Source organism: Ruegeria sp. BG5 (genome assembly GCF_056538425.1).
On sequence record NZ_JBQFTC010000001.1, the window covers coordinates 1384584 to 1396345 of the forward strand.

Annotated in this window: 10 protein-coding genes; 3 read left to right on the forward strand and 7 right to left on the reverse strand. The window is 61.2% G+C overall.

The window, feature by feature from the left end; translation table 11 throughout:
- Positions 1 to 2: 2 nt before the first annotated feature.
- Positions 3 to 2420, reverse strand: a complete 2418-nt coding sequence (locus tag ACR0KX_RS06385) for a GcvT family protein (protein WP_170621695.1) — start codon at positions 2418 to 2420, stop codon at positions 3 to 5.
- A 198-nt stretch (positions 2421 to 2618) separates the two neighbouring features.
- On the opposite strand from ACR0KX_RS06385, the gene ACR0KX_RS06390 reads away from it, so the two are divergent.
- On the forward strand, positions 2619 to 4187 hold the full coding sequence (locus tag ACR0KX_RS06390; RefSeq protein ID WP_170621696.1) for an ABC transporter substrate-binding protein: 1569 nt from the start codon (positions 2619 to 2621) through the stop codon (positions 4185 to 4187).
- Positions 4188 to 4242: 55 nt separating this feature from the next.
- Here the strand turns inward: ACR0KX_RS06390 and ACR0KX_RS06395 are convergent, their stop codons facing one another.
- The 4 genes from ACR0KX_RS06395 to ACR0KX_RS06410 all read right to left on the reverse strand — a co-directional run bounded on the left by ACR0KX_RS06395 (position 4243) and on the right by ACR0KX_RS06410 (position 8229).
- A complete protein-coding gene (locus ACR0KX_RS06395) occupies positions 4243 to 5550 on the reverse strand; it encodes an HlyC/CorC family transporter (RefSeq protein ID WP_170518159.1) in 1308 nt (435 codons plus the stop codon).
- A gap of 63 nt (positions 5551 to 5613) precedes the next feature.
- A complete protein-coding gene (locus ACR0KX_RS06400; protein WP_480708096.1) occupies positions 5614 to 6567 on the reverse strand; it encodes a tyrosine recombinase in 954 nt (317 codons plus the stop codon).
- Between the two features lie 5 nt (positions 6568 to 6572).
- Positions 6573 to 8090, reverse strand: a complete 1518-nt coding sequence (locus tag ACR0KX_RS06405) for a hypothetical protein (protein WP_170621698.1) — start codon at positions 8088 to 8090, stop codon at positions 6573 to 6575.
- Complete coding sequence (locus ACR0KX_RS06410) at positions 8080 to 8229, reverse strand: hypothetical protein (RefSeq protein ID WP_170451211.1); 150 nt, start codon at positions 8227 to 8229, stop codon at positions 8080 to 8082. The genes ACR0KX_RS06405 and ACR0KX_RS06410 overlap by 11 nt, the downstream gene beginning before the upstream one ends.
- A 79-nt stretch (positions 8230 to 8308) precedes the next feature.
- Here ACR0KX_RS06410 and ACR0KX_RS06415 point away from each other — a divergent pair, with 79 nt between their 5' ends.
- Complete coding sequence (locus ACR0KX_RS06415; RefSeq protein ID WP_480708098.1) at positions 8309 to 8896, forward strand: shikimate kinase; 588 nt, start codon at positions 8309 to 8311, stop codon at positions 8894 to 8896.
- Entirely contained in the window at positions 8897 to 10009 is a 1113-nt protein-coding gene (aroB, locus tag ACR0KX_RS06420) for a 3-dehydroquinate synthase (RefSeq protein ID WP_480708100.1), read from the forward strand.
- A 106-nt stretch (positions 10010 to 10115) separates the two neighbouring features.
- Here aroB and ACR0KX_RS06425 read toward each other — a convergent pair whose 3' ends face one another.
- Positions 10116 to 11186: a site-2 protease family protein gene (locus tag ACR0KX_RS06425; protein WP_170630170.1), complete on the reverse strand. Its 1071-nt coding sequence runs from the start codon at positions 11184 to 11186 to the stop codon at positions 10116 to 10118.
- Positions 11187 to 11204: 18 nt separating this feature from the next.
- The gene (ssb, locus tag ACR0KX_RS06430; protein ID WP_170734614.1) at positions 11205 to 11714 is read right to left on the reverse strand and encodes a single-stranded DNA-binding protein; all 510 of its coding nucleotides are present in this window, start codon (positions 11712 to 11714) and stop codon (positions 11205 to 11207) included.
- Positions 11715 to 11762: the final 48 nt, after the last annotated feature.

Here is an 11762-nt window from a genome sequence, read left to right on the forward strand (position 1 = left end):
AGTCATCCCCTCATCCGGGCACCATCCGCGTCAAACAATGGGGTCGAGATCACGCGGGCCTTGCGCATCTGGCCCAGGATTTCGATTTCGACCACCAGCCCGTCGCTTACACGTTCTGTTGGGAGAAAGCCCATGGCGACGGACTTCTGCGCATAATGCGAAAACCCACCCGAGGTGCAGAAACCGACGACGGACCCGTCCAGCCAGATCGGCTCGTAAGCATTCACATCGGCATCTTCGGTGTCGACCTCAAAAGCGACCAGCTTGCGGGCGGTGCCATTGGCACGCTCCGCCTCGGCAGCGGCGCGGCCGATGAAGTCCGCGTTCTTGGAAAATGAGATAAAGCGATCCAGCCCCGTTTCGGCGGCGGTGTAATCGGGCGAGAACTCTCGCATCCATGAGCCAAAGAACTTGTCCAGCCGAAGGGACATCATGGCACGCATACCAAAAGGGGTTATTCCGTGCGGCTGCCCGCCCTGCCACAAGGTCCACCAGAGCTGCCTTTGGGCCATTGGATCACAGTAGATCTCATACCCCAGATCGCCGGTATAGCTTACCCGCTGGACGATGCAGTCGGTCATGCCGATGGTCATCGGGCAAACGTCGAGGAACCTCAGGTCTGTCACATCCTGACGTGTGCAGGCCGCCAGTACTTCGGTGGCCTTTGGCCCTGCAATCTGGAAGCCGTTCAGACGGTCGCTGATATTTTCAACCGTCACGCCCTCGGCCAAATTCTGTTGGAACCAGCGCATATGATAGGCCTGACTGCCATATGCGGCCGTCAGGCGGAACTCGGTCTCGCGCAGGCAGGAAACGGTGAAATCGCCGATCAGCTTGCCCTTGGGCGACAACATTGGCGTCAAAGACACGCGCCCCGGCTGAGGAATGCGTCCGGCCATGATCCGGTCCAACCATGCACGGGCGTTGGGGCCGGTGACGCGGTATTTGCCGAAATTGTGGACCTCGTTGATGCCGACGCTGTCGCGGACGGCGCGAACCTCGCGGCCAGTGGCGTCGAACGCGTCCGAGCGGCGAAAGGACGGCGTTTCGTAGCCCGGTTCATCCCCTTGGGCGAAGTAATTCGGCACCTCAAGCCCGTATTGCTGCCCCCACACCGCGCCCAGATCGCTGAAGATGTCATACATCGGGGTCGTGCGGTTGGGGCGGGCGGCGGGCAGTTCCTCGTTCGGGTAGGCGACGCTGAAGCGTTTTTGATAGTTCTCGATCACCTTCGGGCGGGTATAGCCGGGGCTGATCCAATCGCCAAACCGGGCCACATCCATGGCAAAGACGTCGCGTTCGGGCTCGCCCTCGATCATCCATTGCGCCAGCGTCAGGCCAACGCCGCCGCCCTGAGAGAACCCGGCCATGACACCGCAGGCCGACCAATAGTTGCGCATCCCCGGCACCGGCCCGACCAAAGGGTTCCCGTCCGGCGCAAAGGTGAACGGCCCGTGGATCACCGATTTCACACCGGCCTCGGCCAGAACCGGAAAGCGTTTATAGGCAAACTCGATACTGTCGGTGATCTTGTCATAGTCATCCGGCAGTAGTTCATGCCCGAACTCCCATGGCGTTCCGTCTACGGCCCAGGGTTTGCAGGGCTGTTCGTAGAACCCGATGCACAGGCCGCGGCCTTCCTGCCTCAGATAGCTTTCGCCCGCAGGGTCCATCACATGCGGATGCTCGCCGCCCGCGTCGATGATCGCCTCGATCTGAGGGATCGAGTCCGTCACCAGATACTGATGCTCCATCGGGTGCAGCGGGAAATAGACCCCCGCCATCGCGCCGACCTCACGTGCCCAAAGGCCGCCTGCGTTGACCACATGCTCGGCGTGGATCGTGCCCTTGTCGGTGACCACGTCCCATGTGCCGTCGGCGCGCTGGTTGGTTTCGCGCACCATGCAATGGGTCTCGATCGTGGCTCCGCCCATCCGCGCCGCTTTGGCATAGGCGTGTGTCGTGCCCGAGGGGTCCAGATGCCCGTCCAGCGGATCATAAAGCGCGCCGATGATGCCGTCGGTGTTGGTGATGGGGGCGATGTTTTTGATCTCGTCCGGGCCGACAATCTCGGTCTCAAGCCCCATGAAGCGATGCTTGGCCCGCTCGGCCAGCAGCATGTCAAAGCGGTCCTGATTGTCGGCCAGGGTCACACCGCCCACATGGTGCAGCCCGCAGGACATGCCGGTGATCTCTTCCAACTCTTTATACAGCCGGATCGTATAGCCTTGCAGCGCCGCCATGTTGGTGTCGCCGTTCAGCGTATGAAACCCGCCCGCCGCGTGCCAGGTCGAACCGCTGGTCAGTTCCGAGCGTTCCAGCAGCATCACATCAGCCCATCCAAGCTTGGTCAGGTGATACAGCACGGAACACCCGACAACGCCGCCGCCTATCACCGCCACACGGGTTTGAAGTTTCATGAACGCCTCCGATTTGCTTGGTTTCCACTGTGATCTGCGCGCGCGCAGATGCAACGCCAAATGCGACAAGAATTGTCGCTGGACGAAATCCTCAATTCCGGTCAAAGACAGACAAAAGCGGTCACAAGGCTGTTACAGAATCAAGCTAACTGCCGCGCCGACTGGATCCCTCCTGAAACACTCAACAAGGAAAATGAGATGAGCAAGTTTGACCTCAAACCGCTGTCGCTGAGCCGCCGTGAATTCATGGCAAAAGCAGGCGCATTGGGCCTGAGCGCCGCTGCGGCAAACCTGATCTGGGCCGAGGCCGGTCTGGCGGATACCCCCAAGAAGGGCGGCCACTTCGTGTTGGGCCTGAAGGGCGGCGAAAGCACCAACACGCTGGACCCGGCGCTGTCGGCTTCGCATGTGACCGCCAAGGCGCTGCGGGCCTTTGGCAACACGTTGACCGTTGTCTCGGCTGATGGTGGGCTTGAGCCCAGCATCGCTGAAAGCTGGGAGGCGTCTGAAGACGCCAAAGACTGGACCTTCCGCATTCGCAAAGGGGTCGAGTTCCACAACGGCAAGACCCTGACACCCGAAGACGTGCAACTGACCCTTGCGCGTCATTCAAACGAAGAGTCGCAGTCCGGTGCGCTGGGGATCATGCGCGGGATCGAGGATATTCACGTCGATGGCGACAATGTCGTGATCAGCTTGACCACCCCCAACGCGGACCTTCCTTACCTGATGTCCGACTACCACCTGATCATGCAGCCGGGCGGTGGCATGGACAACCCGGCCGAGGGGATCTCGACCGGTGCCTACAAGGTGGTCGCGGATGAGCCCGGTATTCGCTACGCGTTCGAGAAGTTTGCGAACCATTGGGATGACAGTGTCGGCCATTTCGACAGCCACGAGATTCTGGTTCTGAACGACGACACCGCCCGCTCGGCCGCGTTGCAGGCCGGTCAGGTGCACGCGATCAACATCGTGCCGCCGCGCACCGCAAAACTGTTCGGTCGCGCGCCCGGTGTGACCATCAACGCAACCTCGGGCCGTGGGCATTACATCTTTGTCATGCATTGCGACACCGCGCCGTTCGACAACAAAGACCTGCGTCTGGCGCTGAAATACGCGATCAACCGCGAGGAACTGGTCGACAAGGTGCTGCGTGGCTACGGCTCGGTCGGCAATGACATTCCGATCAACGAAGCCTATCCGCTGTTCGACGGCACGATGGAGCAACGCCAGTTCGATCTGGCCAAGGCTGCCGAGCATTACAAGGCGTCGGGCCATGACGGCTCTCCTATCGTTCTGCATGTCTCGGACGGTGCCTTTGCCGGTGCGGTCGACGCGGCGCAGCTGTTCCAGTTGTCGGCTCAAGAGGCCGGTATTCCGCTGGAAATCCAGCGTGAGCCTGCAGATGGTTACTGGTCGGAAGTGTGGAACAACAAGCCGTTCTGTGCCTCGTATTGGGGCGGGCGTCCTGTGCAGGATCAGATGTGGTCGGTTGGCTACCTATCGACTGCCGATTGGAACGACACCCATTTCAAGAACGAAGAATTCGACGCGCTGCTGCTGAAAGCCCGTGCCGAACTGGACGAGACCAAGCGCAAGGAAATCTACGGCCAAATGGCCCGGATCGTTTGGGAAGAAGGCGGTCTGATCAATCCGATGTTCAACCAGTTCATCGACGGCTATTCGGACAAGGTGACCGGCTGGGCCGCGCATGCCAATGGCGACCTGATGGACGGTTATGTCGCAAGCCGGACCTGGTTTGCGTAACCCCTTAAACAGAACCGGCGCCCTGTGATCGGGCGCCGGTTTTTCTTTCGGCTGGTTACAGCGGGCGGATTTTCAGGCCCGTTACCCGATTGCCCTCACGGGCCGTGACCTCGAACCGGAAGCCGTGGAACGAGAAGACCTGACCCACCACCGGGATCATCTGCGCCTCGTGAATGACAAGCCCGGCCAGTGTGTTGGCCTCTTCGTCCGGCAGGGACCAATCCAACGCGCGGTTCACGTCGCGGATCGTCATCGCCCCTTCGACCAGATACTGGCCATCATCGGTTCGGGTGACCGGAACCTCTTCTTCAAGGTCGAACTCATCGGCAATCTCGCCGACGATCTCTTCCAGAATATCCTCAAGCGTGATCAGACCACGCAGCGAGCCGTATTCGTCCACAACCAGCGCAAAATGGCTGTGCATGCGCAGGAACTCTCGCATCTGGTCGTCCAGAGTGGTCGTTTCCGGCACGAAATACGGGTCATTGGCGACCCTTGCGATATCGAAGGACTTTAGCCGGTCCGCATCGCCGTCGGCCCCACCAACCTGCGCGTACATGGCGCGGAACAGGTCTTTGGCGTGGACCACACCGACGATATTCTCGGGCTCATCCCGAAAGACGGGCAGGCGGGTATGAGGGCTTTCCAGACATTGCTTCAGGATCGCCTCGGGCGCTGCGTCTGCATCGATCATCTCGATGTTCGAACGGTGGAGCATAATCTCTTCCACAACCCGGTCGCCCAGATCCAGCGCGCCCAGAATGCGGTCGCGGTCTTCCTTTTCGACGACACCTTCGGAGTGACCCAGTTGCAAAGCACCAGCGATTTCCTCGCGCACGGCAAGGATGTTGCTGTCGGGGTCGATCTGCACCCCGAACAGGCGCAGAACAGCCCGCACCAAAAGCCGAACCGCCGCGACGATGGGCGAAAACACCGTTACCACCACGCTGATGATCGGGGCAACGGCTGCGGCCGCTTTTTCCGAGTTTGTGATGGCGTAGGTTTTCGGCAAGACCTCAGCGAAGATCAGAACCAGCAGGGTCATGACCAGCGTCGCCAGTGCCACGCCGCTTTCACCGAACAGGCGCGTGAACAGGGCCGTGGCCAGCGAGGCCGCCAGAATGTTCACAAGGTTGTTGCCCAGCAGGACCGATCCGATCAGACGCTCATTATCGTCGGTGATTTCCAGCGCCTTCTTGGCCCCGCGCGAGCCCTTGTCGGCCTGCGCGCGCAACTTACCGCGCGATGACGCTGTAAGTGCCGTTTCAGAGCCGGAGAAAAAGCCAGACAGGAATAGCAAAAGCAGGATAGCGCCCGAGGTTAACCAGAATGCGCCGTCGATCAGAGAGGATGTGGGTTCCATCGGTCCTTGGTTGTTCGTGTTTCTGCATCCGTTATGGGGATGCTGCCCCTATGGATCAAGGGTTTAGCCCTTGTCGCCGGGGTCTTTCGCCAGCGGGTGATGCTCTAACACCAGTTCCGCAAGCCTTTCGTCCAGAACGTGGGTGTAGATCTCGGTTGTGGCAACATCGGCATGGCCCAGCAGCGTCTGGATCGAGCGCAGATCGGCCCCGTTGGCCAGCAGATGGGTGGCAAAGGCGTGGCGCAGAGTGTGGGGCGTGACCTTTTCGGGCGATACACCGCCCTGAACCGCCAGTTCCTTGACCAGCAGGAAGAACCGGTGCCGCGTCAGATGGCCGGATTTGCCACGCGACGGGAACAGGAACCTGGATCGCTGCCCGCCTTTTTCGACCATCTTGTCTTCGGCTTCGTCCCGCATTCTCAGCCATTCCGAAAGTGCCTCGCGGGCTGGGGGCGACAACGGCACCATGCGTTCCTTGCCGCCTTTGCCCAGCACCAGCAACATGCGCGGATCACCCCGCGCTGATGAGACCGGCAGTGAGACCAGCTCGGTCACGCGCATGCCGGTGGCATATAGCAACTCCATCAAACAGGAATTGCGCACGCGGTCGGCTTCGGTGCGCCCGGTATTGCGGGCGGCTTCCAGCAGCCGGTCGACCTCGGGCACGTCCAGCGTTTTGGGCAGTTTCTTGGTCCGTCCGGGGCCTTTGATCTGAATGGCGGGATCGGCCTCGCGCCAGCCTTCCTCGAATGCGAACCGATACAATTGCTTGATCGCCGAAAGCCGCCGCGCCCGAGTGGATTTCGACAACCCCTGTGCATCGCAATCGATGAGATACCCTTCAATCTGGTCGCGATCAGCCTGTTCGAACGTTATGTTTCGGTGCTCCAACCACGCGGCGAAATCCTTCAGGTCTCGCCCATAGGCCAGCAGAGTGTTGGTTGCGGCCCCCAACTCGGCCGCTTGCGCCTGCAAAAAGGTCGAGATCCACAATTCTTGCGAGGCTGGTCCACCCATGACCGTCACCCCTGCAGGATCAGAAGGTTCAGCGCCGCGCGTCTGGCGGTGTCTTCCAGCCCCACGTGCCGAAAGGCCGCAATGGCCGCTGTCAGATCGACCAGATTGCCGCGTGCACCATGGGTGAACAGTTGCATGGCCTCCAGAATGGCCTCTCCCAACTGGCCCTGTTCCAGCAGGGCGTCGATATCTGACGGAACAGGCGCGGCCCATTCGAACCCCTGCGCCACCGCATCAGCCAGCGGCGAGGGCGAGACCGCGCGACCGGGGTCCCCTTGCGCAAGGGCCACGAGGAACTGAGCCTCGGTTGATTTGTCCGGTGTTGTCAGGGCTGCCCGCTCGTATTGCTCGGACAGCATAAGAATGCGCCAGCGCAGGTTGTCCGTGGCCGGAACGGGCAGGGTCACGTTGGCCAGCCGGTCGGCGAACAGCTCGGCAAATGGCACTTCCAGCCCGACACTGCGCATCTGATCCCATGCGCGGGGCAGGGTCTTTCCGATCGCTTCGGCATTGCCGCTGTCCAGCGCGCTTTCGAACTGCTGGATGGCCGCGACCCGATCCCAGACCGCGCCCGATGCAGCCGGGTCCCGCTCGGTATAAAGCCCCAGCAACTGGTTGGGCGTCAGGGCACCGATACGCGTCAGACGTTCGGCGGCCTCGATCTGGGCTTTCCACCCGGCCACATCGCGCAGGTCTGCATTGGCAAAGGCGCGGGGCAGCGGGGCAGATGGCAACCGTTCCCCGATCGCTTCGAACAGGCGGAAGCTGAGCGGCGTCGGGTCTTCGGGCTGCGGCAGATACGCTGCGTCTTCGTAAAGTTCCGGGCTCAGGAAACGGTCCAGCACGTCAAGCTCATCCTGCGGCAGGATTTTCAGCGCATGCGCGGCCTCCAGCGTCAGCGCAGCCGAAGGCCAATCGCCCCGCCGGGCCTTGCAGAAAATCTGTGCCGCATAATCACGCGACAGATGCGGTTGCGCGATCAGGGCAGTACAACTGCGGTCTTCGTCCCCGGTCAGTAGAGTAGCATCGAACCAGCGTTGAAACCGAGCCTGCGAATCCGTGGGACCAGCCAGTTGCACCAGCGATTGCGCCGGATCAGCGGCCCCCAATTGCATCAGCCGATCAAGGCGCGCCAGTAGCAAAACCTCTTCGGCGCCGGAACCTGCGGGCGCGCGGGCTTCGGACAGCAGCAGGGTGAACAGCAACCGCTGCATGGCCGGGTTATGTTTGACTGGCACCCGCGCGATCAGTTCGGACAGACGTTCCGGGTCGCTGCCCTGCCATAGATCAACCGGCAAGCCGGTGACAGTGGATGACACCAGACCCAGCGGCTGCGACAGCGCCTCAAGCGGTGTGACCTCGACCTGAGGCTGCACCCCGTTCTGGGTGACAGGCGGCTCCAGCAGGACGGTTCCGGGCAGGTTTTCCGGCGGCTCGGTCAGCCATTCGATAGCCGACAGCGGCTCTTGCGCCTGCGCGGCCCCGGCCAGCAGCAATGCCACCGCAATGTGCTTAGTCGACATCCAGAGTGACCGGTTCACGGATTTCAGTTTGCGGGGCCGAGAAATCCGCCCCGAAATAGGGGCCGATATAGGCATAGGCCACCAGCCCGATGAAACTCAGGCAAATTAAGTAAATCAGGAACTTGATCAGACGACCCATGGCGCCACGCTGCCTCAATTTTTGATTTTGGCCAAGTTATAACTGGCATTTTTTCCAAGATCACGTCATTCACGGTGAAATGAGCGAAATTAAGCATAACACGCATCCGGCGGATACGGGATCACGATATGATCTGCACAAAACCGTGGTTCTTGTCGGCATGATGGGGGCAGGGAAGACGGCTGTGGGCCGAGCCCTGGCCGCGCGGCTGGGTGTTCCGTTTCTCGACAGCGATGCCGAGATCGAATCGGCGGCCAACTTGACCATCCCCGAGATCTTCGAACGGGATGGTGAGCCGTTTTTTCGCCAGAAGGAAACGCAAGTTATTGGCCGTCTGCTGGATGAGGAACGCGGCATTCTGTCCACCGGCGGCGGCGCGTTCATGGCAGAAGGCAACCGCGTGATGATAAGCGAGCGTGGGGCCTCGGTCTGGTTGCGGGCCGATCTGAACGTGCTGTGGAACCGGGTGCGCCATAAGGACACCCGCCCGCTGCTGCGCACTTCCGACCCGTATGCGACGCTCAAGGCCCTGTACGAGGATCGCGTGCCGGTCTATGCCGAGGCTGATCTGATTGCCGAGTCGGATGGTGAGACCTCGATCGACAATATGGTGGACCGCGTGGTCGAGGCCCTGTTGGCCCGCCCGGATGTTTTGGAACGGAAGTAAATGCATCAAACCGTACATGTGGAACTGGGCGAACGCTCGTATGATGTCGAGATTGGCCCCGATCTGCTGGCGCAATCCGGTGCGCGGATTGCCCCGTTGCTGCACCGTCCGAAGGTTGCGGTTCTGACCGATGAAAAAGTCGCCGCGCTGCATCTGGACGCGCTGCGTGACGGTCTGGCCGCTGCCGGGATCGAGATGTCGGCGCTGGCCCTTCCAGCAGGTGAGGCGACTAAAAGCTGGCCGCATTTCGAACGCGCGGTGGAATGGCTGTTGGCCGAAAAGGTCGAACGGCGCGATGTGATTGTTGCCTTGGGTGGCGGCGTGATCGGCGATCTGGCTGGCTTTGCCGCTGCCGTGCTGCGGCGCGGGGTGCGGTTTGTGCAAATCCCGACCTCGCTGCTGGCGCAGGTCGACAGTTCGGTGGGTGGCAAGACCGGGATCAACGCGCCGCAAGGCAAGAACCTGATTGGCGCGTTTCATCAACCCTCGCTGGTGCTGGCCGATACCTCGGTTCTGGGGACCATGACGCAGCGGGATTTCCTGTCTGGCTATGGTGAGGTGGTCAAATACGGCCTGCTGGGCGACGCGGAGTTCTTTGAATGGCTGGAGGCCAACGGCCCCGACGTTTCATCCGGTGATATGGCCGCACGGGTGCGCGCTGTCACCCGGTCTGTTCAGATGAAGGCTGACATCGTCGCGCGGGATGAGACCGAGCAGGGCGACCGCGCCCTGCTGAACCTCGGCCATACCTTCTGTCACGCGCTGGAGGCCGCGACGGGCTATTCCGACCGCCTGCTGCACGGCGAGGGTGTCGCCCTCGGCTGTGCGCTGGCGTTCGAGCTATCGTCCCGTTTGGGTCTGTGTTCTCAGGAAGATCCAAGCCGCGTGCGGGCGCATCTGAAAGCGATGGGGATGAAAACCGATCTGGCCGACATTCCCGGACAGCTTCCGGGCGCCGAGGTTCTGGTCGATCTGATGGCGCAGGATAAGAAGGTCATTGACGGTCAGTTGCGCTTTATTCTGGCGCGCGGGATCGGTCAGGCCTTTGTCACATCGGATGTGCCGCGTGATGCGGTGATGTCGGTGCTGCAGGACGCGTTGCCTACAGCCTGAAACAAGAGCGTGCGATCTTTTACCTGAAGCACCATGCGACACGAATGGCCCAAGAGCGCCTTAGGCGTGGCAGGGTCTTCGTGTCTCGGGTTCAAGGTCGCACGCTCTAACGCCCCCGGATCACCATCAATTCGCCGATGTTTTCCCGCGTGATATAGCCGATCATACGACCCGTGCGGCTGGTGACAGCAATCGCCGGGGCACCCTTGTGCAGCCCTTTCAGAACCGCCTCAAGGCCGGTAGTCAGTCCAACCTGAGGGATATCGCCCTCCATGATCGAGGTCGCAGGGTCCGACCGGGGATGATCCCCCGCCAGCGCGGCAAACAAACGATCCCGCGTGACAAAGCCAAGCAAGGCCCCGTCGGTATCCAAGACGGGAAACTCGTGCTGCGTCGTGTGAATGACGGCTTGGGCGGCGGTGTTCAAACTGTCCTGCGGCGACAGCGCGTGAAACTCGGTAATCATCGCATCCCGCGCCAGCACACGGCGCGCGACGGATCGCAGGGCGACGTCCTGATTTTCGGCATTGGCTGCGATGAACACAAAAACGGCAATCAGAACAAGGATCGGATTGCCCGAGCTCAGGCCCCAGAACCCCAATCCAATGGCAACAATCTGCCCGCTGAATGCGGCAATGCGGGTGGCCTGAACCCGGTCCATCCTGAGGCACAACAGGGCGCGGACCACGCGCCCCCCATCCATGGGGAAAGCCGGGATCATGTTGAAGGCCGCCAGCAGCAGATTGACATAGGCCAACCGTTGCAAGATCCCGAAACTGGCCGAGTCCAGATCAGTGACTGAACCGGGCGATATGCCCGCGCCCAGCAGAACCAACACCAACCAAATGACGATATTCACCGCAGGCCCGGCCAGCGCCACCCAGACCTCTTGCATCGGTTTTTCGGGCATCCGTTCCAGACGGGCCAGACCGCCGATGGGCAACAGCGTTATATCGGGGGTTTTGATGCCAAAGCGCCGGGCCATCAGGGCATGACCGAACTCATGCGCCACAACGCAGGCAAACAGGGCCAGCACAAACAGCAGATTGTCGATGACCGCAGGCCAGCCACCGTTGGAGTAGGCGGCAAAGCCGACCCAGGCCAACAAAAGGAAGAAGGTGACATGGACCCTCAGTTCGGACCCGAGGAACCGGCCGAGGGCGAAGGACCATGTCATGTGTTTACTCCGTTTCGCTTAGAACGGAATCTCGTCGTCGTCGATTCCGCCGGATGCAGTGGCAGGGGCGCTGGATTGGCCACCATAGGGGTCGCCATAGCCGCCACCGGCCTGACCGCCGCCATAGCCGCCCGACTGTCCTCCGCCATAACCGCCACCGCCGCCGCCTTCACCGCCGCGGCTGTCCAGCAGTGTCAGTTCACCGCGATAGGGGCGCAGCACCACTTCGGTCGAATAGCGATCCTGCCCCGATTGATCCTGCCATTTGCGCGTTTCCAACTGGCCTTCGATATAGACCTTGCTGCCCTTGCGCAGATACTGCTCGGCAATGCGGGCCAGCGGTTCCGAGAAGATGGCAACCGAGTGCCATTCCGTCCGTTCCCGGCGTTCACCGGTGTTGCGGTCTTTCCAGTTCTCGGAGGTGGCGATGCGCAGGTTGCACACTTTGCCGCCGTTCTGAAATGACCGAACCTCGGGATCGCGGCCAAGATTGCCGACCAGAATGACCTTGTTGACTGAACCCGCCATGTATTTCCCCGTTCTGTATTGATCTGAGTGCGCCGAATCTGGCGCCGG